At 69.1% G+C, this 25,672-nt stretch carries 24 protein-coding genes; 6 read left to right on the top strand and 18 right to left on the bottom strand.

Annotated features, from left to right (window positions below; translation table 11 throughout):
• Window positions 1-107 precede the first annotated feature (107 nt).
• The 12 genes from H0B54_RS19870 to H0B54_RS19815 all read right to left on the bottom strand — a co-directional run bounded on the left by H0B54_RS19870 (window position 108) and on the right by H0B54_RS19815 (window position 13,034).
• Window positions 108-1,247 carry an SPOR domain-containing protein gene (locus H0B54_RS19870; RefSeq protein WP_211109461.1) on the bottom strand — a complete coding sequence of 380 codons (1,140 nt, stop codon included), beginning with the start codon at window positions 1,245-1,247 and terminating at the stop codon, window positions 108-110.
• Between the two features lie 241 nt (window positions 1,248-1,488).
• Window positions 1,489-2,406 carry an allantoinase PuuE gene (gene puuE / locus H0B54_RS19865; protein WP_188261769.1) on the bottom strand — a complete coding sequence of 306 codons (918 nt, stop codon included), beginning with the start codon at window positions 2,404-2,406 and terminating at the stop codon, window positions 1,489-1,491.
• 35 nt (window positions 2,407-2,441) lie between these two features.
• Window positions 2,442-3,017 carry a septation protein A gene (locus H0B54_RS19860; RefSeq protein WP_094305149.1) on the bottom strand — a complete coding sequence of 192 codons (576 nt, stop codon included), beginning with the start codon at window positions 3,015-3,017 and terminating at the stop codon, window positions 2,442-2,444.
• Window positions 3,018-3,083: 66 nt separating this feature from the next.
• Window positions 3,084-4,196: a lipid A deacylase LpxR family protein gene (locus tag H0B54_RS19855; RefSeq protein WP_188261768.1), complete on the bottom strand. Its 1,113-nt coding sequence runs from the start codon at window positions 4,194-4,196 to the stop codon at window positions 3,084-3,086.
• 116 nt (window positions 4,197-4,312) lie between these two features.
• Window positions 4,313-5,842, bottom strand: coding sequence for an AMP nucleosidase (locus tag H0B54_RS19850; RefSeq protein WP_188261767.1), 1,530 nt, complete (start codon window positions 5,840-5,842; stop codon window positions 4,313-4,315).
• A gap of 83 nt (window positions 5,843-5,925) precedes the next feature.
• Complete coding sequence (gene ftsY / locus H0B54_RS19845; protein WP_188261766.1) at window positions 5,926-7,173, bottom strand: signal recognition particle-docking protein FtsY; 1,248 nt, start codon at window positions 7,171-7,173, stop codon at window positions 5,926-5,928.
• Between the two features lie 16 nt (window positions 7,174-7,189).
• Window positions 7,190-8,449 carry a tRNA (N(6)-L-threonylcarbamoyladenosine(37)-C(2))-methylthiotransferase MtaB gene (mtaB, locus tag H0B54_RS19840; RefSeq protein WP_188261765.1) on the bottom strand — a complete coding sequence of 420 codons (1,260 nt, stop codon included), beginning with the start codon at window positions 8,447-8,449 and terminating at the stop codon, window positions 7,190-7,192.
• A gap of 30 nt (window positions 8,450-8,479) precedes the next feature.
• Window positions 8,480-9,316, bottom strand: coding sequence for a diaminopimelate epimerase (gene dapF, locus H0B54_RS19835; RefSeq protein ID WP_188261764.1), 837 nt, complete (start codon window positions 9,314-9,316; stop codon window positions 8,480-8,482).
• 75 nt (window positions 9,317-9,391) lie between these two features.
• Window positions 9,392-9,706 carry a hypothetical protein gene (locus H0B54_RS19830; RefSeq protein WP_094305144.1) on the bottom strand — a complete coding sequence of 105 codons (315 nt, stop codon included), beginning with the start codon at window positions 9,704-9,706 and terminating at the stop codon, window positions 9,392-9,394.
• Window positions 9,707-9,857: 151 nt separating this feature from the next.
• On the bottom strand, window positions 9,858-10,292 hold the full coding sequence (locus H0B54_RS19825; protein ID WP_188261763.1) for a GtrA family protein: 435 nt from the start codon (window positions 10,290-10,292) through the stop codon (window positions 9,858-9,860).
• A 2-nt stretch (window positions 10,293-10,294) separates the two neighbouring features.
• Window positions 10,295-11,335: a glycosyltransferase family 2 protein gene (locus tag H0B54_RS19820; RefSeq protein WP_425490058.1), complete on the bottom strand. Its 1,041-nt coding sequence runs from the start codon at window positions 11,333-11,335 to the stop codon at window positions 10,295-10,297.
• Window positions 11,336-11,399: 64 nt separating this feature from the next.
• Entirely contained in the window at window positions 11,400-13,034 is a 1,635-nt protein-coding gene (locus H0B54_RS19815; RefSeq protein ID WP_188261762.1) for a hypothetical protein, read from the bottom strand.
• Window positions 13,035-13,295: 261 nt separating this feature from the next.
• On the opposite strand from H0B54_RS19815, the gene leuD reads away from it, so the two are divergent.
• Both leuD and leuB read left to right on the top strand, forming a co-directional pair.
• Window positions 13,296-13,907, top strand: a complete 612-nt coding sequence (gene leuD / locus H0B54_RS19810; RefSeq protein WP_014241647.1) for a 3-isopropylmalate dehydratase small subunit — start codon at window positions 13,296-13,298, stop codon at window positions 13,905-13,907.
• A 153-nt stretch (window positions 13,908-14,060) separates the two neighbouring features.
• Complete coding sequence (leuB, locus tag H0B54_RS19805) at window positions 14,061-15,176, top strand: 3-isopropylmalate dehydrogenase (RefSeq protein ID WP_014241645.1); 1,116 nt, start codon at window positions 14,061-14,063, stop codon at window positions 15,174-15,176.
• Window positions 15,177-15,278: 102 nt separating this feature from the next.
• On the opposite strand, the gene H0B54_RS19800 is transcribed toward leuB, so the two are convergent.
• Window positions 15,279-15,599 (bottom strand): con-10 family general stress protein, encoded by a 321-nt coding sequence (locus tag H0B54_RS19800; protein WP_094305139.1) that lies wholly within the window; start codon window positions 15,597-15,599, stop codon window positions 15,279-15,281.
• Between the two features lie 199 nt (window positions 15,600-15,798).
• Between H0B54_RS19800 and H0B54_RS19795 the strand changes: the two genes are divergently transcribed.
• Window positions 15,799-16,317 carry a hypothetical protein gene (locus tag H0B54_RS19795; RefSeq protein WP_188261761.1) on the top strand — a complete coding sequence of 173 codons (519 nt, stop codon included), beginning with the start codon at window positions 15,799-15,801 and terminating at the stop codon, window positions 16,315-16,317.
• Window positions 16,318-16,347: 30 nt separating this feature from the next.
• Here the strand turns inward: H0B54_RS19795 and H0B54_RS19790 are convergent, their stop codons facing one another.
• The gene (locus H0B54_RS19790; RefSeq protein WP_188261760.1) at window positions 16,348-17,229 is read right to left on the bottom strand and encodes an HpcH/HpaI aldolase/citrate lyase family protein; all 882 of its coding nucleotides are present in this window, start codon (window positions 17,227-17,229) and stop codon (window positions 16,348-16,350) included.
• Window positions 17,230-17,385: 156 nt separating this feature from the next.
• On the opposite strand from H0B54_RS19790, the gene pdxY reads away from it, so the two are divergent.
• Both pdxY and H0B54_RS19780 read left to right on the top strand, forming a co-directional pair.
• Window positions 17,386-18,246: a pyridoxal kinase PdxY gene (gene pdxY, locus H0B54_RS19785; RefSeq protein ID WP_188261759.1), complete on the top strand. Its 861-nt coding sequence runs from the start codon at window positions 17,386-17,388 to the stop codon at window positions 18,244-18,246.
• A 47-nt stretch (window positions 18,247-18,293) separates the two neighbouring features.
• Complete coding sequence (locus H0B54_RS19780; protein WP_035675854.1) at window positions 18,294-18,872, top strand: LOG family protein; 579 nt, start codon at window positions 18,294-18,296, stop codon at window positions 18,870-18,872.
• 12 nt (window positions 18,873-18,884) lie between these two features.
• Here H0B54_RS19780 and H0B54_RS19775 read toward each other — a convergent pair whose 3' ends face one another.
• From H0B54_RS19775 to H0B54_RS19765, 3 genes are all read right to left on the bottom strand, one after another.
• Window positions 18,885-19,298, bottom strand: a complete 414-nt coding sequence (locus H0B54_RS19775; protein WP_188261758.1) for a hypothetical protein — start codon at window positions 19,296-19,298, stop codon at window positions 18,885-18,887.
• A gap of 133 nt (window positions 19,299-19,431) precedes the next feature.
• Window positions 19,432-20,586: a cell division protein ZapE gene (zapE, locus tag H0B54_RS19770; RefSeq protein ID WP_094305129.1), complete on the bottom strand. Its 1,155-nt coding sequence runs from the start codon at window positions 20,584-20,586 to the stop codon at window positions 19,432-19,434.
• A 100-nt stretch (window positions 20,587-20,686) separates the two neighbouring features.
• Window positions 20,687-22,057, bottom strand: coding sequence for a diguanylate cyclase (locus H0B54_RS19765; RefSeq protein WP_188261757.1), 1,371 nt, complete (start codon window positions 22,055-22,057; stop codon window positions 20,687-20,689).
• A 247-nt stretch (window positions 22,058-22,304) separates the two neighbouring features.
• Here H0B54_RS19765 and H0B54_RS19760 point away from each other — a divergent pair, with 247 nt between their 5' ends.
• Window positions 22,305-24,551, top strand: coding sequence for an ATP-binding protein (locus H0B54_RS19760; protein ID WP_188261756.1), 2,247 nt, complete (start codon window positions 22,305-22,307; stop codon window positions 24,549-24,551).
• Between the two features lie 139 nt (window positions 24,552-24,690).
• Here H0B54_RS19760 and odhB read toward each other — a convergent pair.
• The coding region (gene odhB / locus H0B54_RS19755) for a 2-oxoglutarate dehydrogenase complex dihydrolipoyllysine-residue succinyltransferase (protein ID WP_188261755.1) at window positions 24,691-25,672 on the bottom strand (982 nt) is incomplete at its 5' end.

The raw sequence follows: 25,672 nt of genomic DNA, 5'->3' as shown, positions 1-25,672 counted from the left end.
AAGATGAAGCCCGCCCGCAATACCGAAATTGCGGACGGGCTTTTCCAAAGGAAAGAAGCGGAATAGAGGGGAGCGACAGTTTGTCGCGGTGCCGCCGTTGCCTGCGGTCAGCGCGTCGAGACGACGATGGGCTGCGCTTCCACCTTGCCCTTCAGCGACGCGGCGGCCTGACGGGCGGCGGCGGTGTCGGCATAGCCGCCGACGCGGACGACGTGCCAGGACCGCTGCTCGGCGTCCGTCCAGTCCAGCGCGTAGGCGTTGAAGCCCAGGCCGCGCAGGCGGCGGACCAGCCCTTCGGCGTTGTCGGCCTGCTGGAAGGACCCGACCTGCACGGCGTACCGCCCGTCCGAAGCGATGGCGGACGGCGGGGGCGTCAGCACGCCCGACGACGGGGCCGTGGCGGTGGGGGGTGTGGAGACGGTCTTGGGCGCCGGCTTGGCGGGCTGCGGCGCCGGGCGGGCCGCGGCGGCCGGGCGCTGGGCCGTGCCCGGCGGGGGCGGGGCCGACAGCATGGCCTGAAGCTCCGCCGTTTCCGTAGCCTTCGCGGGGGGCGGAGCCTTGGCGGGCTCGGCCGGGGGCGCCGTCAGGGTCGACGCCGGCGCATGCGTCGGGGCCTTCGCGTTCTCCGCCGTTTCCACGGGGTGCGGCGCGGGGTCGGCCGGCTTGGTGATGGCGGGGGTGGGCGACGCCAGGGCCGGCGGTTCCGGCACCTTCAGCGCGGGCGGCGGGATCTGCGGCAGCGCCATGGGCGGTGTGGCCACGGCGGGAGCCGGTGCGGCCGGAGCGACGACGGTTTGCGTCTGCATGGGCGGCTGCGGCTGGGCCAGCGTCGGTTGGGCCGGCGTCGGTTGGGCCGGTGCGGGGGCGGGGGCCGCGCGGGTGATGAGCGGTTCCGGCTTGGCTTGGGCTTGGGCCGGGGTGGTGGCGCTGGGCGAGGCGCCGCCAGGGGCCGGGGCGCTGGGGACAGCGGTGATGAGCGGGGCGGGGGGAGCGGACGGTGCGTCACCGCCCTGGTCCAGCATCACGACGACCGCACCGATGCCGATGGCGGCGGCGAGCGCCGCGGCGATCTTGCCGATGGGCAGATGCCGCTCCGCCTTCCGCCCGGCGTCGGGAGACAGGAGATCGTCGTCGTCCGCCGGATCGGCCTTCAGGTCGTCGTTGAGGGCGCGCAGGAGGCGGGCGATGTCGTCCCTGGGCTCCCCGGCATTGCCAACGGGGGCATCGCCGGCAAGAGCATCCGCCATGGGGGGAGCCTTGTGTTCCGCGGTCTGACCGGCGGCCTTCATCTCATCCTTGAACGTCACGGCGGCGTGCGCACCCAGTTGAAGATCGCAAGGAATCGGCAGTCACGGGAACGCGGCTCCGAAGGGCCGCGCCACGATCCAAAGATCTTCTACTGTATTTCGACGTTGGTTCAAACGCCGATGCGACGAACTGGCGTGAGAAAGTTGGGCCGGGAGCGCGCCCGGGACGCCCTTTCCCGGCTCAGGCCGCCGGCCGGTAGGGGTGTTCGGCCATCCAATGGCGGGCGATGTCCAGCCGGGTGGCGACCCACGCCTTGTCGTGACCCCGCACATAATCGAGGAAGCGGGCCAGCGCCGCGGCGCGCCCCGGGCGCCCGACCAGACGGCAATGCAGCCCGACCGACATCATCTTCGGCCGGTCTTCGCCTTCGGCGTAGAGCATGTCGAAGCTGTCCTTCAGGTAGGTGAAGAACTGCTCTCCGGTGTTGAAGCCCTGGTTGGTGGCGAAGCGCATGTCGTTGGCGTCGAGCGTGTAGGGCACGATCAGCTGCGGCCGCCCGAAGCGGTGGTCCCAATAGGGAAGGTCGTCGGCGTAGCTGTCGGCGTTGTAGAGGAAGCCGCCCTCCTCCGACACCAGCTTCCAGGTGTTGGGGCTGCATCGCCCGAGATACCAACCGAGCGGGCGGGAGCCGGTGACGCGGGTGTGGACCTCGATGGCGCGCAGCATGTGCTCGCGCTCCACCTCCTCCGGCAGATGCTGGTAGTCGATCCAGCGGTAGCCGTGGGTGGCGATCTCCCAATTGGCGTCCAGCATGGCGCGGACGGCGTCCGGGTTGCGCTCCAGCGCCATGGCGACGCCATAGACGGTCACCGGCAGGCCGCGCTCGGTGAACATCCGGTGCAGCCGCCAGAAGCCGGCGCGGGACCCGTACTCGTAGATCGACTCCATGTTCATGTGCCGCATGCCCACGATGGGTTGGGCGCCGACGATCTCCGACAGGAAGGCTTCCGACGCGGCGTCGCCGTGCAGGACGCAGTTCTCCCCGCCCTCCTCGTAGTTGATGACGAACTGCACCGCCACCCGCGCCCCGCCCGGCCAGTTGGCGTGCGGCGGACGGGACCCGTAGCCGATCAGGTCGCGCGGGTAATCCTGGGACATGGTGGAGACGCTCCGTCAGGGAAAAGGGGGGACGGTCAGGAGGCGGAGGACGAGGACTTCTCGGCCGGCTGCTCCTCCGGCACCTGATGGCGCAGGATCAGCGGGGCCTGAAGGGCGCTGAACAGCAGGGTCAGCGGCATGATGCCGAACACCTTGAAGTTCACCCAGGCGTCGGTGGTCATGGTGCGCCACACCACCTCGTTCAGCGCGGCCAGCAGCAGGAAGAACCACGCCCAGCGGATCGCCAGCGTGCGCCACCCCGCGTCGGACAGGTTCAGGACCGACCCCAGGACATGCTTCAGCACGTTGCGCCGCGTCAGGTGCGCCGCGAACAGGACCGTGGCGAACAGCAGGTTGACCAGCGTCGGCTTGATCTTGATGAACAGGTCGTCCTGAAGCCAAAGGGTCAGCCCGCCGAACAGCAGGACGAAGCCCGCCCCGACCACCGGCATCACCGGCACCTTGCGTTCGAACCGCCAGGAGACCAGGACGGAGATGCTGGTCGCCACCATGAACACGGCGGTGCCGATCATGATGCCGGCCTGGGAATTGGCGATGAAGAAGGCCGCCAGCGGGCCGGCTTCGATCAGCAGTCGGGCGTATTGGTTCATGATCCTCACATAGACCGAACCGGGCCTGGGATAAAGAGGGAAGCGAGGGAGCGCCCCCGCGCCCGGTCAGAACCGGTAGGAGGCGCGGATCGAGCCGTAGTTGCTGTAGGATTTCTGCCCCTCGAACTCCGGCGACAGGAAGTTCTGGGCGTAGGAGATGCCGAACGGGCCGTAGCGCAGCGCCACGCCGAGCTGGAAGGCGGCGACGAAGTTGTTCTTGTCCACCGACCGGCTGTCGCGGAAGCTGTTGCCGTCCAGGAAGATGTTGCGGGCGACGGCGCGTCCCTCGGCCCCGGCATAGACGTACCAGGAGAAGGGCGGGCGTGGCGCGCCCGCGGCCACGCTGTCCTGGTAGGGGATGCTTGCGGTTGGGCGGAGGATCAGGGCGCCGACCGGCGGCGCCATGTTGCCGCCCAGCCGCAGCGTGACGCCGGCCCCGCCGAAGGTCAGGACGTTGCCGACGCTGCCGGCGACGTGGGGGCTGAGGTCCGCCTCGAAGGGGCCGATGCGGGCCGGACGCTCCGCGCGCCAGACATGCTCGTAGCTGAGGATGATCCCCGGCTCGTTCTTGAGCTGGTAGTCCCAGCCCTCCGGCCAGCGGGCGCCGGGCACGATGCGGTGCACCGCCTTCTGCGTCTGCTCCGCCAGCGAGGCCGGGCCGACCATGCCGAGGTCGAGGTCGATGCGGTCCACTTGCCGCGTCTCTTCCGAAATCACCGACAGGCGCCCGTACAGCCAGCCGGCGTAGGGGCGGTCGGTCGCGTCGGGGATCGGCTTGGTGATGTCGCTGGGGGTGTACATGTTCTGGCCGAAGGCGATTCCGTAGCGCCGCACCCCATGCTCCCCGATCCAGGGGACGAGGTTGGCCAGCCAGTCGATGTTGCCGTAGTTCGGGCGGTCGCCGGAGACGTAGTAGAACTGGAAACCGTTCGTGTAGTAACGGTCCGTCCCGCCGCCGAACAGGTCGTTGTCGATCCAGAAGCCGATGGACGCGCCGGACCGGGGAGCGCTGTTCGCCTCCGGAGCGGCTTCCGCGTTTGGGACGCTGTCGGTTGTCGGAACGCTGTTGGTTGTTGGAACACTGTTGGTTGTTGGAACACTGTCCTGGGCCAGCACCGGTCCTGCCGCCAGCCCGAATGAGAGGGCGGCGATGATGCCACACCCTGTACGCACGGCCATAATGGTCCAATTCCCTTCGTTGCCGAGCACCCTAAGATAAGGCGCGGGCGCCCTTTGGCGCCTGCACTTTCGGGTGAGGCAAAACGGTGTACCGTTACGGCGGCATGGAAGGGGGCTTACTGGAAGGCGGCCTCGGCAAAGCTGCGGAGTTTGCGGGAATGCAGGGTTTCCATGCCATGCTCGCGCAGAAGCTCCATGGCCAGCACGCCGATCTTCAGATGCTGGTCCACCCGCTCACGGTAGAAGCGGTCGGCCATCCCCGGCAGCTTCAACTGGCCGTGCATCGGCTTGTCGGAGACGCAGAGCAGCGTGCCGTAGGGAACGCGGAAGCGGAAGCCGTTGGCGGCGATGGTGGCGCTTTCCATGTCCAGCGCGACGGCGCGGCTCTGGCTGAAGCGCATCAGCGGCTCGCGGTGGTCGCGCAGTTCCCAGTTGCGGTTGTCGATGGTCGCCACCGTGCCGGTGCGCATGATGCTCTTCAGCGCGTAGCCGGACAGGCCGGTCACCCGCTCCACCGCCGTCTCCAGGGCGCGCTGCACCTCGGCCAGCGCCGGGACGGGCACCCAGGTCGGCAGGTCGGCGTCCAGCACATGGTCGTCGCGGACGTAGCCGTGGGCCAGCACATAGTCGCCCAGCCGCTGCGTGCTGCGCAGCCCGGCGCAGTGGCCCAGCATGATCCAGGCGTGCGGGCGCAGGACAGCGATGTGGTCGGTGATCGTCTTGGCGTTGGACGGGCCGACGCCGATGTTGACCAGCGTGATGCCGTTCCCGTCCGGGCGGGTCAGGTGGTATGCGGGCATCTGCGGCAGGCGGAGCAGCCGCGCGCCGTTCGTCGGCGCCTCGCCGGGATTGCCCCCCAGATTGGCGTTGTGAGCGATGATGCCGCCGGGCTCGACGAAGCGGTCGTACTGGCTGCGGTAGGCGGCCAGCTCGGGGTCCGAGGCCGGCTCCATGATCTCGCGGGCCATGCGGATGAACTCGTCCACATAGAACTGGTAGTTTGTGAACAGGACGAAGTTCTGGAAATCCTCCGGCGCCGTCGCCGTGTAGTGGCGCAGCCGGTGCAGCGAGAAATCCACGCGCGGCGCGGTGAACAGCGCCAGCGGCTTCACCGTGTTCAGCGCCTCCTCGTAGGTGCCGTTGACGATGGTGTCGTCCATGCGGGCGAGGTCGGGCAGGTCGAACAGGTCGGGCAGGCCGGCCAGCCGCTCCGGCGTCAGGTCGCCCTCGACATGCATGCCCTGGGGGAAGGCGAAATGGATGGGGATGGCCTCGTCGCTGACCCCGACCTCCAGCGGAACATGGTGGTTGCGCAGCAGGAGCGAGAGCTGTTCGCGGTAATAGCGGTCGAACAGGTCGGGGCGGGTCAGCGTCGTGGAGTAGGTGCCCGGCCCTTCGACGAAGCCGTAGGCCAGCCGCGTGTCCACCGTGGCCGCCGAAGCGGTGGAAAGGCGGACATAGGGGTAATGGGCCTGCTCCCGCCGTCCGCCGTCCTCGCCGCGGGTGAAGGCGGCGAAGCGGTCGCGCAGATAGGCGGTGTTGCGGTCGTAGAGGTCCTTGACGAGGGCCAGGGCGGCGTCCGCGTCGCTGAAGCGCTCGACAGGACCGGGAGGAATGGGGGAGGGGGAGGTCTGGGCAGCCGTCATAGTCTTCAGATAGGGCTTGGGCGAAGCTGTCGGAAGCCCCTTTCTCGCTCCGCCCGCCCGCCTGCCCGCGCTGGGGGGCGCCGTTACTGGGACGGCAGCCCCATCAGAGACTTGGCGAACTGGTCGGCGTCGAAGGGGCGCAGGTCGTAGACGCCTTCGCCGATGCCGATGGCGTGCACCGGCAGTTTGAACCGCTCGGCCAGCGAGACCAGTACACCGCCGCGCGCCGACCCGTCCAGCTTGGTCAGGATCAGGCCGGAGACGTTCACCATGTCGCGGAACACCTCCACCTGATTGTGCGCGTTCTGGCCGGTGGTGGCGTCCAGTGTCAGCAGGGTGGTGTGCGGGGCGCTCTCGTCCACCTTCTTGATGACGCGGACGATCTTGCGCAGCTCGTCCATCAGGCCGGCCTTGTTCTGCAGGCGGCCCGCGGTGTCGATCAGCAGGATGTCCACGCCCTGGCGCCGCGCCTCCTCCAGCGCGTCGAAGGCGAGGCCGGCGGCGTCGGCCCCGGTGTCGCGGGCGATCACCGGGCAGCCGGTGCGCTCGCCCCAGATCTTCAACTGGCTGACCGCGGCGGCGCGGAAGGTGTCGCCGGCGGCCAGCATGACCGTCTTGCCCTCGGCGCGGAACTGACGGGCCAGCTTGCCGATGGTCGTCGTCTTGCCGGTGCCGTTGACGCCGACCACCAGGATGACGTGGGGCTTCAGCGTGGCGTCGATGACCAGCGGCTTGGCCACCGGGCCGACGATCTTCGCCACCTCGGCGGCCAGCGTGGCCTTGACCTCTTCGGGACTGACCTCCTTGCCGAAGCGGGTGCGCGCCAGCTCCGCCGTCACCTTGGCCGCCGTGGTTGGGCCGAGGTCGGCGGTGATGAGCAGCTCCTCCAACTCCTCCAGCGCCTCGTCGTCGAGCTTGCGCTTGGTGAAGATGCCGGAGATGCCCTCGGTCAGCTTGGACGAGGACTTGGACAGGCCGTCCTTCAGCCGGGCGAACCAGCCCTTCTTGGGCTTCTCCTCCTCGGCCGTCAGGGCCGCGGGAAGGTCGTCGCGGACGATTTCCGGGGCGTCCTCGCGCTCCTCCGGTTCGGATGGCGGAGCGACGGGCGGCGGAGGCGGGGTCTCGACCGCGGGCGGCGGCGGCAGCTCGGGTTCCGGCAGCGGCTCGGGGGCCGGCGGTTCCTGGGCGACCGGCTCCGGAACCGGTGCCTCCTGGGTGGGCGGCTCAGTGGGCGCAGGCTCGGCGGGGACCGGCTCCGGGAGCGGGGCGGTCGTCTCGTCCTTGCGGGCTTCCTCTTCGGGCTTCTTGCGGCCGAACCAACGCAGGATCATGGCGTGTCCACTGTTCTCAAAGGGGGGTGCCGGTCAGCGCGCCGCCGGCCACGCCGGTGACCGTGGCGCGCAGGACGGAGCCGGGGGGCTGGGGCGTGCCCAGGCGGATTTCAGCGAAATGCTGGGTGCGGCCGAGATCGTCCTTCTCGACCAGCACCGAGACCTCGCGCCCGACGAGGGAGGCCAGCGTGCGGGCCTCGGCCTCGGCGCCGAGCGCGCGCAGACGGGCCGCGCGCTCCTTGCGGAGGCCGCCGTCCACCTGAGGCATGCGGGCGGCGGGGGTGCCGGGGCGTGGGCTGTAGGGGAAGACGTGCAGCCAGGTCAGGCCGCATTCCTCGACCAGCCGCAGCGTGTTCTCGAACATCTCGTCGGTTTCCGTGGGGAAGCCGGCGATGAAGTCGGCGCCGAACACCATGTCGGGGCGCAGGGAGCGCACGCGCTCGCAGAAGGCGATGGCGTCGGCGCGGCTGTGCCGGCGCTTCATGCGCTTCAGGATCATGTCGTCACCGGCCTGGAGCGAGAGGTGGAGGTGCGGCATCAGCCGCGGCTCCGTCTCGATCAGCCGCCACAGGTCGTCGTCGATCTCGATGCAGTCGAGCGAGGACAGGCGCAGCCGGGGCAGTTCCGGCACCAGGGCGAGCAGGCGGCGCACCATCTGCCCCAGCGTCGGCGTGCCCGGCAGGTCGGGGCCGAAGCTGGTGATGTCCACGCCGGACAGCACGACCTCGTTGTAACCGGCCTTCACCAGCGCCTGCACCTGCTCCACCACCGCGCCGATCGGGACGGAGCGCGACGGGCCACGGCCATAGGGGATGATGCAGAAGGTGCAGCGGTGGTCGCAGCCCTGCTGGACCTGGACGAAGGCGCGCGCCCGGTCCTCGAACCCGCCGATCAGGTGACCGGCGGTCTCCTTGACCGACATGATGTCGTTGACCAGCACCTTCTCCGCCGGGGCCAAGCCCCAGCTTTCCGGCTGGAGCTTCTCCTGGTTGCCAAGGACCTGATCGACCTCCGGCATGGCGCCGTAGCGCTGCGGGTCGATCTGGGCGGCGCAGCCGGTCACCACGATGCGGGCGTTCGGGCGCTCGCGGCGCAGCTTGCGGATGGTCTGGCGGGCCTGCCGTTCCGCTTCCGAGGTCACCGCGCAGGTGTTGACGATGACGACGTCCTCCAGCCCGGCGTTGCGGGCGTGGGTGCGCATCACCTCGGATTCGTAGGTGTTGAGGCGGCAGCCGAAGGTGACGATCTCCGGCTCGTTGGTCACAGTGTCGCTCATGCTCTTTCAGCCTAACGGGCGGCCATTCATTCAGGTGGCCGCCAACTCCGCAAACAGCCGCCCGGTGTAGCTGAGGGCGACCGGGCCGGTCATCAGGACGCGGCCGTCCTCCAGCCATTCGATGGTCAGGGTGCCGCCGTCCAGGATCACGTCGACCTTGCGGTTGGTCAGCCCGCGGCGGATCGCGGCGACCGCGGTGGCGCAGGCGCCGGTTCCACAGGCCTGGGTGATGCCGGCCCCGCGCTCCCACACGCGCATGCGGACGCTGCCCGGGGACAGCACCTGGGCGAACTCGACGTTGGTGCGCTCGGGGAAGGCCGGGTGATTCTCGAACACCGGGCCGACCTCGGCCAGCGGCACCGCCTCGGCGTCGTCCACGAAGAAGACGGCGTGCGGGTTGCCCATGCTGACCGCGGTGGGACCGGCGAAGCCGCCGTGCGACACCGCGTCGACGCGCAGCGTGTCCGCCGGTTCCGCCAGCGGGATCTGCGCCCAGTCCAGATTGGCCGGACCCATGTCCACGGTGATCCGCCCGTTGTCGGCGCGGCTGGCCCGCAGGATGCCGGCGTTGGTCTCGAAGGCGACGCGCTCCGCCCCCGCCTCCTCCATCAGCAGCCAGCCGACGCAGCGCGAGGCGTTGCCGCAGGCCGACACCTCGCCGCCGTCGGCGTTGCGGATGCGCATGAAGCCCGCCGTGCCGTCCGTTTTCGCCGGCTCGATCACGATGAACTGGTCGCAGCCCACCCCGGTCTTGCGGTCGGCGATGGCACGCACCTCGGCCTCGGCCGGCGTGTACGGCGTGTTGCGGGCGTCGATCACGACAAAGTCGTTGCCGAGCCCGTGCATCTTCAGGAATTCGCGCGTCATGACCGCCGTTATATGGCGACCGGGCCCGCGGAGTCCATGGCTGCACGGGGTGGCCCTGGCAAAGAGTTCACGGAGTCACTGGGTTTCGGCTCCGCCGGTGTCGGCCGTGTCCTCGTCGGGCAGGGTGGCGCCCGATGCGGGGGGGATGCCTTCCAGCAGGTCGAGCATCCGGGCGAGCGTGTCCTCCGACTCGAGCCGCGGCGGCGTTCCGCCGGTCCGCTCCCACGCCTCGTAGTCCCAGCCCGCCGCCCCCATCGCCATGTCCGGCAGCGCGAAATGTCCGTCCACAGCATGGTTTGGCGGACCGTCCGCGCGGGACAGCCCAACCAGCAGGGCTACGGACACGGTGACTCCGGCCACCCAAGCCCACAGCACGTCGCTGTTGTTCATGGCTCCCTCCCGGCTCCTGCAACGCAGGGCGGTTTCGGGGCCATCCCCGTTGGATGCGCCCCATTCCATGGACTTCGGGTGTCCGCCGCGGCGCACAATGGGACTTCCGGCGCTATCCGGAAGGAGAGGGGGTGCCTTAGGAGCCCAAGGATCAGGCGCCCTTGAAGACCAGATGCTTGGAGGCGGCGAAGTTCAGCACCATGCCGGACAGCGAACCGGCGGCGACGGCCAGCACCGGATGGGCCTCGGCCAGCGGCAGGGCGGCCTCCAGCCCGACCGAGACGCCGTAGTTCACCACGCCGCCGAAGGCGTTGGCGGCCAGGAACGTCGCCCATTGCCGGTAGAGCGGCGCGTCGGCGGCTCCGCGGAAGGTGAAGGCGCGGTTCAGCGCGAAGGTCGTGGTGGCGGCGGCCAGATAGGCGGGGATGCGGGCGGCGAAGAACTCCAGCCCCACGCCGAACACCAGCGCGTAGACCACCGCCGTGTCCACCACCAGGCCGATCACGCCGACGATGCCGAACTTGCCGAACTGCACGGCCAGCCGTCCGAGCCGGCTGGCGGACAGGGTCCCGATGGAATCACCCATGGTCAGGACCCGGCGGACTTGCGGGCCGGATGGACGCCGGGCGCGGGGATGGACAGGTAGCGCATGCGCTTGGCCTCGCGGCGGCCCAGCGTGACCGTGTCGAGGATCAGCCCACAGGTCAGGCTGAGGAAGCCCAGCAGCATCAGCCCGGTGGACAGCACGGCGGTGGGCAGGCGCGGCACCAGCCCGGTCTGCAGGTAGGTCGCCACCACCGGCCAGGCGAGGATCACCGACGCCGCGGCGAGGGCCGCGAAAATGGCGAAGAAGAAGGGCAGGGGGCGCTCCTCCTTCACCAGATTGACGATGGTGCGCAGGATGCGGATGCCGTCGCGGATGGTGTTCAGCTTGCTGTGCGAGCCCGGCGGGCGGTCCTTGTAGGGCGCCTTGATCTCGGCGATGGGCATGTTCAGCTCCAGCGCGTGGACGGTCAGCTCCGTCTCCGTCTCGAAGCCGCTGGCCAGGGCCGGGAAGGACTTGATGAAGCGCCGCGAGAAGACGCGGTAGCCGGACAGCATGTCATGGATGCGGTTGCCGAAGATCAGCGCGACCATGCCGGTCAGCAGCTTGTTGCCGAAGCGGTGGCCGGGCCGGTAGGCCTTGATGATCTCGGTGACGCGGGCGCCGTTGACCATGTCGAGCTGGTCCTCCCACAGCCGCTTGACCATCAGCGGCGCGGAGGGCGCGTGGTAGGTGTCGTCGCCGTCCACCAGCACGTAGACGTCCGCCTCGATGTCGGAGAACATCCGGCGCATGACGTTGCCCTTGCCCTGCAACGGCTCGTGCCGGACCACGGCGCCGGCGGCCCTCGCCACCTCCACCGTGCGGTCGGACGAGTTGTTGTCGTAGACGTAGACCGTCGCGTCGGGCAGGGCCTTGCGGAAATCCTGCACGACGGCGGCGATGGCCGCCTCCTCGTTGTAGCAGGGGATCAGCACCGCCACGACAGGCGCCGTGTTCGGGTCCGGATCCATGGCTGGGGCGGCGGAGGCCGCGGGCCGGTCGGATTGACGGTCGGCCGGTCGATCGATGGTGGAGACGGTCATGGCGATGCGCTTCGAAACGGTGCCGGTGTAAGGTTAAACAGCACAGTCGCCTGATTTAATCCACTCACCTTTTATGGTTCTCCATTCGCTGCACGGCGCAGAGGTTCAGCGGCTCGCCCAGGTTGTTGGGGATGACGCGGCAGTTGTCCTGCGCCACACGCAGCCCCAGCAGGGCGGCCGCCTTCGCGGCGCCGGGCGTGTCGGGGATGGTGCTGAGCATCAGGAAACGCCCGCGGTGCGCCGCCACCTTGTCCTGCATAAGGGCGAGATAGCCGTTGCCGACCGAATCCGGCTGGAGGAAGTTGGACTGGATGCGCACGAAGGGGATGCGCGGCGGGAAGGCCGGGATGACGTGGGAAATCGCCCAATAGCCGGCCATCAACACCATCGTGCCGTCGGGATCCTCGATGGGCGGAACGGCGGCCTCGACCCAGCGGTCGCTCCACGGCACGCGGCCCCAGTCGGCGGGCCGGGCGGTGGCCTGGACCAGCAGCAGGAGCAGCGCCGCCAGGACGAGGGCCGCCCGGCGCGGCACCGGCAGCAGGCCCGCCGCCATGACGATGGCCAGCGGGGCCAGCATCTCCAGCGGCACCAGATAGCGGTAGATGCAGAACATCCCCACCCACAGCGCGTAGGTCACCGCCATGGCGGTCAGCAGGTAGCGGGTGGCGGCGGTGTCGGTCAGTCCCGCGGCCGTTCCGCTGGACGGGGGTCGGTGGAAGGCCCGCCCGAGCAGCGCCAGCGCCGCGGCGACGGGCACGAGAAGAAACAACACGAGGACGCGCAGGTCGAGGAAGGGCACCTCCCCCACCTTCAGCGGCGCGAAGGGGAAGGCCAGCGGGAAGAACAGCCGTTCCAGCCGCGAGTCCGGGAAGAAGCTGACGTTGACGTAGCCGGAGAGTGCGGCGAAGGGCGACTTGAAGATCTGGTTCATGTGCGGGAAGACGGGGTTCCCGTACTCCACCCACAGATTGGCCATCCAGAAGCCGCCGCACAGCGCCAGCCCGCCCAGCACCCCGACGCCGAAGAAGAAGGACAGCCACAGCCGCCGCCAGGGCCGCGCCGGCAGAGCCAGGAAGGCGAGGCAGAGCCCGACCGCGTAGATCACCGTCGGGTTCTTCATCCCCATCGCCGCCCCGGCCATCAGCCCCGCCGCGGCCACCCGCGCGAAGGCGCCCGGCGCCGGTCCGTCGATCAGCCGCGGCAGCGACCCCGCCACCACGACCAGCGCGCCGAGCACGCCCAGGCTGACCATGTTGTCGTGGAAGGTGGTGCCGAGCAGTCCCAGCGTGCCGCCCCCGAAACCGGCCATCACCGCCAGCAGGGCGGCCAGCGCCACCCGCTGCCCCGCGCCGCCGACGCGCAGGGTGGCGTGGGCCAGCAGGAAGGCCAGCGCCAGGTTCAGCCCGTGCAGCGTCCCCCAGACAAAACCCGCCGCGCGTGCCGGCAGATGGCTGGCGAGCAGGTAGAAGGGCACGTCCAGCAGGGGGTTGTAGAAGCTGGGCATCTGCGCCGGCAGCATGTCCATGCCCAGACGCCCGGTCAGCAGGGCGTAGGCGTTGTACCAATGGTAGTTCCGCAGATCCCAGTTGGCGTCCATGCCGAGCGCCAGGCCGAGCAGGCCATAAAGCGGCGGGGCCAGCAGCAGAAAGGCGAGCGCCGCGGTGCGCGGGCGGCGGGCGGTGGGGAGCAAGGTCATCGAGGTCGCGGAACCCAGGGGAACGTCGGCCCCTTGGTAGGCGAGGGAGCGCCCCGCAGCAAGGACCGGATACGGGACCGGAGGCGGCGGAGGGAAATTGGGAGCAATTTCGTTGCGTCCGGCTGTGTTCCGGGATACGGAATCGCGCGCCGCGAGCGGCATTTGCGGCAAGCTTCCTCTGGCAATGGCGGGACGGGTCTGCTATTCACCGAACTCCGCATGCACACGCTTGCGCCTCTTTTGCGCGACAGGATTCTGGCGATGGAAAAGTTTACGGTTCTCACCGGTGTTGCGGCGCCGCTGCCGATGATCAACGTCGACACCGACATGATCATTCCCAAGCAATTCCTGAAGACCATCAAGCGGACCGGGCTGGGCAAGCATCTTTTCGACGAGATGCGCTACACCCCCGACGGTGCCGAGGTCGCGGAATTCGTCCTCAACAAGCCGGCCTACCGCAGCGCCAAGATCCTCGTTTCGGGCGACAATTTCGGTTGCGGCTCCTCGCGTGAGCATGCGCCGTGGGCGCTGGCCGACTTCGGCATCCGCTGCATCATCGCGCCGAGCTTCGCGGACATCTTCTTCAACAACTGCTTCAAGAACGGCATCCTGCCGATCAAGCTGCCGAAGGAGCAGGTGGACCTGCTGCTCGACGATGCGTCGCGCGGGTCGAACGCCATCGTCTCGGTGGATCTGGAAAAACAGGAGATCACCGGTCCGGACGGCGGCAAGATCAGCTTCGAGGTCGACCCCTTCCGCAAGCATTGCCTGCTGAACGGGCTGGACGACATCGGGCTGACCATGCAGCAGGCCGCCTTCATCGACCAGTACGAAGGCAAGCAGCGCGGCGGCCAGCCCTGGCTGTGGGGCTGAGCCGAGCCAACCGCCCGGAGCCAACCGATACGGGGCCCGATGGCATCAGGCCATGACGGCCTTGCGGACCGGCGGGGTGGGAACCACCTTCCGGCCTGTCGGTCCGCGGATTAGACAACACTGATAAAGTCTCCAATGGGGAGTGCGTGCGCCATGCCCGCCAACAAGAAGCTTCTGTTTTTGCCCGGTGACGGGATCGGTCCGGAGGTCATGCGCCAGGTGCGCCGGGTCATCGACTGGCTCGACCGCAAGCGCAACGTCACCTTCGACGTCACCGAGGGGCTGGTCGGCGGTGCGGCGATCGATGCCTACGGTGTTCCCCTGAAGGACGAGACGCTGGCCGATGCGCTGGCGGCGGACGCGGTGATGCTGGGCGCCGTCGGCGGCCCGAAGTGGGACAACCCCACCGACTACACCAAGCGTCCGGAAGCCGGCCTGCTGTCGCTCCGCAAGGAGCTGAACCTGTTCGCCAACCTGCGCCCGGCGGTGGTGTTCGACGCCCTGGTCGACGCCTCGACCCTGAAGGCCGACGTCATCAAGGGCCTGGACATCCTGATCGTCCGCGAGCTGACCGGCGGCGTCTATTTCGGTGAGCCGCGCGGCATCACCGACATCGGCAACGGCGAGCGCCGCGGCGTCAACACCCAGGTCTACACGACCAGCGAGATCCGCCGCGTCGCCCGCGTCGCCTTCGAGCTGGCGCGCAAGCGCGGCAACAAGCTCCACTCGATGGAGAAGGCCAACGTGATGGAATCGGGCCTCCTGTGGCGCCAGGAAGTCACGAAGCTCCATCAGGAGGAGTTCTCCGACGTCACGCTGGAGCACATGTACGCCGACAACGGCGCCATGCAGCTTCTGAAGAACCCGAAGCAGTTCGACGTGATCGTCACCGACAACCTGTTCGGCGACATCCTGTCGGACGAGGCGGCGATGATGACCGGCTCGCTCGGCATGCTGCCGTCGGCCTCGCTCGGCGCGCCGGACGCCAACGGCCAGCGCAAGGCTCTCTACGAGCCGGTGCACGGCTCCGCCCCGGACATCGCCGGCCGCGACCTCGCCAACCCCTGCGCGACGCTGCTGTCCTTCGCCATGTGCCTGCGCTACTCGTTCAACATGGACGAGGAGGCGAAGATGCTGGAGAAGGCCGTGCAGAACGTGCTGTCGGGCGGCATGCGCACGGCGGACATCATGGCGCCGGGCATGGCCCGCTGCTCCACGACGGTCATGGGCGACTCGATCCTGCGCGAGCTGGACAAGCTGGCCTCCTGACCAGTCGCGGCTCCGGTCCGGCGGGCCGGAGGACGTTGACCGGCGCACGACGAAAAGAAAGCCCCTCTCCGGTGCGGAGAGGGGCTTTTTTCGTGAGCGCCGTCAGTCGCCTTCGCCCGGGCGTATGGCGGCCCCGCGTCCGCCATGGCTCGCCTGCCCGCCCTTCCGCCCCGCTTCGGCGGCCAGGGATGGGTTCTTGGAGAAGCTGCGGGAGGATGCCGGTACGCTCCGGCCTCCCTTCCGCCCCGCCTCCGCGGCGAGTTCCGGGTTCTTGGAGAAGCTGCGCTTGTCGGCCGGCACGCTTTCTCCGCCCTTGCTGGCGATCTGGCGCTGCCGGTCGCGGTCCATCGACGCGAAGCCGCGGTTTGATGTGCGACCGCTCCCGGATTGGGCTTCGCTTTGGCCGTTGTCTTTCGAGGCCATCTTCAACCTCCACCTCTGCCACATGTCGGAAAACCGATGGGGGACGACTTGGTTCCGGGGAGGTCGTGATTCCGATTCCCTCGGCACCCGTAAGTGGCAGCGGGGCGCATCGGACAGTATCGGGGAACGCTTCGCATCCCAATCGGTTGACCAGACGGGGGTAAGCCGAAGCGGGACCACGAAGCAGAGAGGTTCAACGATGGGAGTCGAACTCACGACCGAGCGACGGCTGTTGTCCGAGAATGAATTCGAGCAGGTCCGCCGCAGCCACTACCCGGATCTGGAGTCCCTCCAGCCTGACGAAACCTTGACGCTCGCCCGCTGGCTGCGCGGGGAGCGCGACCGGGCGCGCGACATCATCGCGGCACGGCGGCGTGGTCGGCGGGGCAAGGCCAGCGGCACTGGCCAGCAGTCGGCCGACGCCAGCGAGCGCGGCCTGTCCGCCAAGAAACAGGTCTACGCGCGGGCCCTGAAGCGGGTGAACGGGCGGCTGGAGCGGTTCCGTGCCGAGCGGCGGCGGGAGATCATCCAGGCCAACCTTCAGGACGCGCTGAAGCGCAGGAGGGACGCGCAGCCCCAGCATCCATCGCCCGGACGCACCCCGCGCAAGGGCATGCGCCCGATCCCCAGCGGGCGCCGGACGGTCGAAACCGATCCGCGCGAGATCGGGCGGGTGTCGCAGTTCGTGAAGGACGCCCAGGCGCGCCGCGATTCCTGAGCGCTCATTCCATGACCGGGGGGGTGGGCGTCAGCCCGCCGCCTCCAGCGCCCGGATCGCCTCGGCCAGCGCGACGAGGCGCCGGGCGTTCTCGACGTGCAGGTTCTCCACCAGCCGCCCGTCCACCAGAACCACCCCCTTGCCCTGGGCGACGGCCTCGGCGTGGGCCTGGATGATGCGGTGGGCCTGGGCGATCTCCTCCTCGCCGGGGGCGAAGGCGGCGTTGCAGGCGGCGATGGTCCTGGGGTGGATCAGCGTCTTGCCGTCGAAGCCAAGCTCGCGCCCCTGGGTGCAGGATTCCGCGAAGCCCGCATCGTCGTTCAGGTCGAGATGCACCCCGTCCAGGATGGCGAGGCCGTAGGCCCGCGCCGCCAGCAAGCAGAGGCCCAGGCTGGTCAGCATCGGCAGCCGGTCGCGCGTGTGCGCCGCGTGCAGGTCCTTGGCGAGGTCGGAGGTGCCCATCACCAGCCCGCCCAGCTTCGGGCTGGCCCCGGCGATTTCCTTCGCGTTCAGCATGCCGAGCGGCGTCTCCATCATGCACCAGATGGTCTGCCCGTCGGGCGAGCCGTTGGCGCGCAGCACCGCCTCGGCCTGGCGGACCATGTCGGCGCTTTCCACCTTCGGCAGCAGCACCGCGTCGGCCCCGCTGGCCACCGCCATCACGAGGTCGTCGTAGCCCCAGGGGGTGTTCAGCCCGTTGGTGCGGACCACCAGCTCCCGCCCGCCATAGCCGCCGGCGGCGATGGACGCCTTGATGGTGGCGCGGGCCTCCGCCTTGGCGTCGGGGGCGACGGCGTCCTCCAGGTCGAGGATCAGCCCATCGGCGGGCAGGCTGCGCCCCTTTTCCAGGGCACGGGCGTTGGAGCCGGGCATGTAGAGCACGCTGCGGCGCGGGCGGGCGGTGGCGGCCATGGCATTCCCTCAAGCGTTCTTGTGTCGTTGCCGCAGGATTAGCCGCAGGAGCGCGGGCTGTCCATGCGGTGCGTAGGGCTGGTCTGCATGGAAACATCCCCAGCGTGTGGCGCGGACGGTTTAGGATGCGCGCCCAACCTTTCGGATCGTCCGCCCATGAAGACCGTCATTTCGATCCAGTCCCACGTCGCTTACGGCTATGTCGGCAACCGGGCCGCGGTGTTCCCGCTGCAACGGCTGGGCTGCGACGCCATCGCGGTGAACACGGTGCAGTTCTCCAACCACACCGGCTACGGCGAATGGACCGGGCAGGTCTTCACCGCGGAACATGTGGCCGACCTGATGGACGGCGTCGCCGCGCGCGGCGTCCTGCCCACCTGCGACGCACTGCTCTCCGGCTACATGGGCGACGTCGGGCTGGGGCAGGTGATCGTCGAGACGGCGGCCCGGCTGAAGGCGGCCAACCCGCGCGCCGTCTACGCCTGCGACCCGGTGATGGGCGACGTCGGGCGCGGCTTCTTCGTGCGCCCCGGCCTGCCGGAGTTCATCCGCGACCACGCCGTCCCCGCCGCCGACCTGATGACCCCCAACCAGTTCGAGCTGGAGTATCTGACGGGCCGGACGGTGGAGACGCTGGACGACGCGCTGGGCGCCACCGCCACCCTGCGGGAGCGCGGGCCGCGGCTGGTCCTGGTGACCAGCCTGACCCGCAAGGACGCCGACCCCGGCCACATCGAGATGCTGGCCGACGACCGGGACGGCGCGTGGCTGGTCTCCACCCCGCGCCTGCCGCTGGACCCGCCGCCCAACGGGTCGGGCGACGCGGTGGCCGCTCTGTTCCTGGCCCATTACCTGAAGGCCTTCGATCCGGCCGATGCGCTGGAGCAGGCGGCGGCGGCCATCTACGCCATTTTCCAGACCACCCGCCGGATGGGCACGCGGGAGCTGCAACTGATCGCGGCGCAGGACGAATTCGTGAACCCCAGCCAGCGCTTCACGGTCACCCGCGTCCGGTGAGCCACTTACGACCACGCGCCCACGGACGGCGCGAACAGAGGAACGACATGCGGATTTGCGTCTATGCCGGGTCCAACCCCGGCACCAACCCGGCCTATGGCGAGGCCGCGGAGCAGCTTGGCCGCCACATGGCGGAGCGTGGCATCGGCCTCGTCTACGGCGGCGGGCGGACCGGCCTGATGGGGCGGATCGCCGACTCGGTCCTGGCGGCGGGCGGCACCGTCACCGGCATCATCCCGCAATTCCTGATGGACAAGGAGGTCGGCCACCAGGGCCTCCAGGAACTGCGGATCGTCGCCACCATGCACGAGCGCAAGGCCCTGATGGCCGAGCTGTCGGACGGCTTCATCGCGCTGCCCGGCGGCATCGGCACGCTGGAGGAGCTGTTCGAGGTGTGGACCTGGGCGCAGCTCGGCCGTCACGACAAGCCCTGCGGCCTGCTCAACGCCGCCGGCTTCTACGATGGTCTGGCCGGCTTCCTCGACCATGTGGCCGGTGAGCGCTTCATGCAGCCCAAACACCGCGACATGCTGATCGTCCGCGACACCGCGCCGGGCATCCTGGACGCCTTCGCCGCCTACGAGCCGCCGGCGGTGCGGAAGTGGCTGGACGAGGCCCGCACCTGACCCGGCAGGTCTTCAGGGCTCGAAGAGCTTCTTCATCAGGGCGTTCCAGTCGCGCTTGAACTGGGTGCCGAAGTCCACCTCGGCGACCGCGTTGCCGCGGCCGGCGGGGCGGACGATCGCCGCGGCCTGGGAATCGGGTTGCGCCTTCGCCTTGCGCTGGACGGTGACGACCCGCTTCTTCGGGGGCGGGTCGGGCTTGCGGGCGGGCAGGGGGGCCGCGGTGACCGTGACGGCGGGCGCCGCCCCGGTCTGTGAATTCCGGGAGAAGGCGTCCTTGCACCAGCCGCTCTCGTGCGCCTGGGTCAGCGCCTCCCCGTCGAGCAGCCAGCAATCGACGCTGCCCGCCCCGCCGGCGGAGGCGGACTGGATCGGTGCCGTCAGAAAAAGCGCCAGCGTCAGTGCACCGCACTGGGACCGCCAAGGCATGCTTCGCCCTCTCCCTCGCCGTTGGACCGACGTTCAGCAATACAACGTCGGGCGCCCGTTTATCTTCGGCGCGAAACGGGAGTAGGGCGGCATCGCCGTGGTAACACGGGCGGCAGCGCGGCGCCCGGGCCCCTCAGGTCAGGTGCTGCTGGCGCAGGTAGTCCTCGCTCTGCATCTCCATCAGGCGGCTGACCGTGCGCTCGAATTCGAAGGCGTGGGTGCCTTCGGGGTACAGCCGTTCCGGTGGGCCTTCGGCGGCGACCACGAGGTTGACCTTGTGCTCGTAGAGCGCGTCGATCAGCGTCATGAAGCGCTTGGCCTCGTTGCGCAGCTCGTCCTTCATCGTCGGCACGCCGTGGATCAGCACGGTGTGGAAGTGCGTCGCGATGGCGATGTAGTCGGCGGCGCCCAGCGGCTTGCCGCACAGGCTCCAGAAATCCACCAGGGCGACGCATTTGGCGGCGCAGGCGATCTCCACCCGGCGGCCCTGGACCGACAGATGGGTCGGCTCGCCCCGGGCGCCGTCGGTCAGCGTCTCGAAAGTCTGGCGGATTTTGGCGTCGCTCTCCGGGCCGAGCGGCCAGAAATAGACGGGCTTGCCCTGGAGCCGGTCCAGCCGGTAGTCCGTCGGCCCTTCCAGCGCCAGAACGTCCAGCTTTTCCTTGAGCAGGGCGATGAAGGGCAGGAACAGCTCGCGCTGGAGCCCGTCCTTGTAGAGCATGTCCGGCGGCCAGTTGGACGTCGCGACCACCACCACGCCCAGGTCGAACAGGCTGGTGAACAGCCGACCGAGGATCATCGCGTCCACGACGTTGGTGACGTGGAACTCATCGAAGCAGAGCAGCCACGCCTCGTCGGCGAGCGCGCGGGCCAGTTCGGGCAGCGCGTCGTCGGCGTCCTTGCCCTTGCTCTTGCCCGACTGGCGGTGCTGGTGGATGCGCTCGTGCACCTCCAGCATGAATTCGTGGAAATGGACGCGGCGCTTCTTCTCCACCGGGGCGGTGTCGAAGAAGAGGTCCATCAGCATCGACTTGCCGCGCCCGACGCCGCCGTACATGTAGAGGCCCTGCGGCGCCTCCGCCGGTTCGGAGCGCGGTCGGCCCAGCCCGAACCGTTCCAGCCAGCCGGCCTTCGCCCCGCCGGCCTTCCCGGCGGGCTGGGGGCTGTAGCCCTTCAACGCCTTGTACAGGCTCTGGAGCTTTTCGGCGGCCAGCTCCTGGTCGGGGTCGGGGCGCAGCGTCCCGGTGCCGCGGCGGGCCCGGTAGAGCGAAAGCGGTCCGTCAGACATGGAATTCGCGGGTCTCGGCTGGGGAATGGTCCCTGGGAAGCGTCCTAGGTAGCCGATGCATTCCCGCGGGGCAACGCCCGATGCCGGGATGCAGATGCGCTCAGGCGATCACCACGCGGTTGCGGCCCTGGCGCTTGGCCTCATAGAGCGCGGCGTCGGCCCGGCGGACGGTGTGTTCGTAATCCGGGTGCCCCTCGTGCAGGGCCGCCCCGATCGAGGCGGTGACCCGCAGCCCGTTTCCGGCGCCGTTGAATCGGTGCTCCTCGACCGTCCGGCGCAGCTGATCGGCCTTCACGCGCAGCGACGCCTCGTCCATCTCGGTCAGCAGGATGAGGAACTCCTCCCCGCCGTAGCGGAAGACGAAATCGCCGGCCCGGACGTGGGTGTGCAGCAGTTCCGCCATGTCCGACAGGACCGAATCGCCCGCCTGATGGCCAAGCGTGTCGTTGATCGTCTTGAAATGGTCGGCATCCATCAGCAGCACGGCGAAGGGCTTGCCGTGGCGCAGGCTGATGGCCACCTCGCGCTGGAAGATCGCCGGCATGAAGCGCCGCGTCAGCAGGCGGGTCAGCGGGTCGCGCCCGCTTTCGATCTCCATCGCCTTCTCGATGATGGTGCCGAGGACATAGGCGATCTCCGTGACGTCGTTGTTCAGCTCCTTCACGAAGGCGGGGGTGATCCAGCCGCCCTCCACCGCGGCGGTCACCTTGGCGCTGATGCGGCCGGTGCGCTCGCGGATGAGGTCCAATTCGGTGACGCGGCCGAAGGTCAGCTCCGCCTTGTGGTTCAGCCACAGGCCGAAATCGGAGGATTCGATGGGCGGCGGGCTCGCGTGGTTGTTGTCCTCATGCGCGTAGAAGGACACCACCGTGTTGCGCAGCCAGTCGAACAGCGACGATTTCAGCCGCTCGCCCTCCAGCGCCAGATTGGGGCCGCTCATGAACATCTTCAGAGATTGCTGGTGGCGGACGTTGCCCAGCAGGTCGCCCAGATAGGCCTCGTGCATGTTGTCCAGCACGGTGTCGAGCAATTCGCTGATGAACAGGATGGCGGACGCGGTCTGCGCGCGGCTGAGGTCGGCGGCCAGCAGACGGGCGGACAGCTCCTTCTTGATGATCCGCATCCCGGCGTTGACCAGGGTCAGCGGGATGTTGATGCGGGCGTGGATCAACCCGACCTGGTAATTCTGCTCCAGCACCGCCGCGATGGCCTCGTCGGTGGAGGCGGTGAACAGTGCGGCGATCCAGCGCGCCAGCGACGGGCGCAGCCGTTCCTGGACCAACGCGTGGCTGAGAAAGCTGTTGCTGTCCGGACGGTCCAGCAGGATCGCGTAGAAGACATCTGAGATCGCGTCGGCGTCGCCAAGCGCGATGGCGGTCACGCGCTCGCGCACGGCGGGTTCGGTGTCCGTCCACAGCGACGACAGCGTGGCGGCGAGGATCGCGGCCTTGCGGTCTTTCTGGCTGTCCATCGTCCCTGTTCCTTTGCGCAACCGTCTCCAACCCGTCCGAATTCTTAACGCCCGGAGACCGTCAGGCAAAGCGACAATCGCTCGTGCGGCTGATCGGGTTCATTGATGCATTAAGGTTAAACTTCCATTATGGTTTTCGCGCGAGATTGGCGGTTGCCGGGGGCGGTACCGTCTTACGTTGGGCAATGCCACGCGGGCGGTCCCTCAACGGCCCTGTTGCACTGCGTGCGGAGAGTTGTTCACAGCCATGGCCAGCCGCAATCCGGTTCGCGACGCGACCTTGCCGCCCACTGGAATGGGGCCCGCCGGAAGGGGGGAGCGGCTGTTCGAGGTTCTGGGGTCGGTGCGCTTCCTGATGAGGGCGTCCGGCGTGGCCTTCATCGTCGTGGTGAACGCGATGATCGCCTACGGCGTCTGGCAGCGCCACACCGAAGCCGTCCAGGGGGCCGAGCGCTCGACCCGCAACCTCGCCCGCATCCTGGAGGAGCAGGCCGTCCGCACGGTGTTCAGCGTGGACCTGCTGCTGTCCGATCTGGTCACCGTCCTGGACACCCACCCGCAGGCCCGCACCGTGGCGGCGCCGTCGGTGAACGCCCTTCTGCGCAACCGGCGCGACGCCATCGGCCCAATCTCCGGCCTGATCGTGGTGGACGAGCAGGGCCGCGTCCTGCACCACTCCGCCGACAGCAGCCCGCCGGCCTTCGACCTGACCAGCCGGCCCTACTTCGCGGTCCACCGGGACGAGGGCGCGTCGGACGGCGGGCTTCACATCGGCGCGCCGATCCCCAGCATGGCCTTCCCCGGCACCTACGTCATTCCGATGAGCCGCCGCTGGTCCCACCCGGACGGTCGTTTCGCCGGGGTGGTCGTCGCCATGATCAACCCGTTGCGTCTGGGGGCGGGCTTCGAGGGGTTGCGGCTGGGGCTGGAAGGCACGGTCACCCTGGCGCTGGCCGACGGCACGGTGCTGATCCACCGCCCCTGGGACGAGGGCCGCCAGCGCCTCGCCACGCTGGCCGACTGGCCGGAGGTCGACGCCGTTCTGCGCACGCGGGACGCGGCGACATTGGACAGCGTGCTGCCCACCGACGGGCGCCCCAGCATCGCCAGCGTCCGCCGCGTCGCCGATTACCCCTTCATCGTCGCCGCCACTCTGCCGAAGGCCGAGGCGCTGGGCGAATGGAAGCGCGACAGCGCGGTGTGGATCGCCATGGGCCTCGCCATGTCGGTGGTGATCGCCCTGCTGACCTGGTACGTGGAGCGGCAGCAGTCTCGGCGGGAGCAGGACCAGAACCGGCTGGAGCGCGCCTCCCGTCGCATCCGCGGCATCCTGGAATCGATGGTGGACGCGGTGGTCACCATCGATTCCCGCGGCATCATCGAGACCTTCAACCCAGCGGCGGAGCGCATGTTCGGCTATGCCGAGGCGGAGGTGGTGGGGCAGAGCGTCAACATCCTGCTGCCGGAAGGCTTCCGCGCCGGCCATGACCGCTCGATGGCCGAATACCGCCCGAACGCCGGATCGCGCATCATCGGCAACGACCGCGAGGTCCTGGCGCTGCGCCGCGACGGCAGCACCTTCCCGATAAACCTGGCGGTCAGCGCGCTGAGGCTGGGCGGGCCGGACGGGGAGGGCGGATCGGATGAAAGGGGGGCGGCGCGGCGCGTCTTCGTCGGCGTCATCCGCGACGTCACCAAGCGTCGGCAGCAGGAGGCAGAACTGCTCGCCTCTAAGAGCCAAGCGGAAATGGCCAACCGCGCCAAGTCCGAATTCCTGGCCAACATGAGCCACGAGCTGCGCACGCCGCTGAACGCCATCATCGGCTTCTCGGAAATCCTCGACAGCGAATTCTTCGGCGCGCTGAACGACCGCCAGAAAGCCTGCGCCAAGGACATCCACGACAGCGGCAAGCATCTGCTGGACATCGTGAACGCCGTGCTCGACATGTCGAAGATCGAGGCGGGCCGCTACGAGCTGTCCGAAGAGGTGATCGACCCTTGCGAGGCGGTGGCCCAGTGCCTGACCATGGTCCGCGACCGCGCCGCCGACAGCGGGGTGGATCTGCGCAACGGCGTGTCCGGCGGTCTTCCCGCCATTTGGGTGGACCGCCGCGCCTTCAAGCAGGTGCTGCTGAACCTGCTGTCCAACGCGGTGAAATTCACGCCGGAGGGCGGCAGCGTCATCCTGGCCGCCCGCGTCGAGGAGGACGGCGCGCTGGCCCTGTCGGTGACCGACACCGGGATCGGCATTCCGAGGGAATTCATGGAGCATCTGTTCCAGCCCTTCCGGCAGGCCGACAACTCCGCCAGCCGCCAGTTCGAGGGCACCGGGCTGGGGCTGTCGATCTCCAAGAACTTCATGGAACTGCATGGCGGCTCGCTGACCTGCACCAGCACGCTGGGCGCCGGGACCACCATGACCCTGCGCCTGCCCGCCGAGCGGGTGGTGAAGCCGGAAGACACCGCCGCGCGGATCGCCGCCGCGCTGGTGTGATGGGCGTCCGCGACAGGACGGCAAAGAAAAAGGCGCCGCGAGGCGCCTTTTCCAGGTCCGGAGGCAAGAGCCCCAGGGCGTTCGGGTGCGGGAGGACGGTGCCCCCCGCATTCCCTTTGCCGGTATCCCTTGGTCCGGATCAGACGTCCAGCAGCAGGCGCCGCGGGTCCTCGATGTTTTCCTTGATGCGGACGAGGAAGGTCACCGCCTCCTTGCCGTCGATGATGCGGTGGTCGTAGGACAGGGCCAGATACATCATCGGGCGGATTTCGATCTTCCCGTTCACGACGACCGGACGCTCCTGGGTCTTGTGCATGCCCAGGATGGCCGACTGCGGCGGGTTGATGATCGGGGTCGACATCAGCGAGCCGTAGACGCCGCCGTTGGAGATGGTGAAGGTGCCGCCGGTCAGCTCGTCCATCGACAGCTTGCCGTCGCGGCCCTTCTTGCCCAGCTCGCCGATCTTGCCCTCGATCTGGGCGAAGCCGAGCTTGTCGGCGTCGCGGACGATCGGAACCACCAGACCCTGCGGCGTGCCGACGGCGACGCCGATGTCGTAGTAGTTCTTGTAGACGAGGTCGGTGCCGTCGATCTCGGCGTTGACGGCCGGGATCTCCTTCAGCGCCTGGATGGCCGCCTTCACGAAGAAGGACATGAAGCCGAGACGCACCTTGTGGCGCTTCTCGAAGAAGTCCTTGTACTCGTTGCGCAGCGCCATGACGTTGGTCATGTCCACCTCGTTGAAGGTGGTCAGCATGGCGGCGCTGTTCTGGGCCTCCTTCAGACGCTCGGCGATGCGCTGGCGCAGACGGGTCATGCGAACCCGCTCCTCCTGCGCGGCGCGCGGACGGTCGCCCGCGGTGCCGGCGGCCCACTGGTACTTCTGCGGGGCGGCGGCCGGAGCGGCGGCGGGGGCGGCGACCGGCTTGGCGGCGTGGTCGATCACGTCGCCCTTGGTGATGCGCCCGTCCTTGCCCGTGCCGGCGATCTGCGCAGCGTCGAGACCCTTCTCGGCGACCAGCTTGCGGGCGGCCGGTCCGGCGTCAGCCAGGGCGGCGGCGCCCGCCGGGGCCGGAGCGGCGGCCGGGGCAGCGGCCGGAGCCGGGGCGGCGGCGGGAGCG

Origin of the sequence: Azospirillum tabaci (genome assembly GCF_014596085.1) — a bacterium.
Lineage (GTDB): Bacteria > Pseudomonadota > Alphaproteobacteria > Azospirillales > Azospirillaceae > Azospirillum > Azospirillum tabaci.
This window is presented reverse-complemented; position numbering and strand designations above follow the sequence as displayed.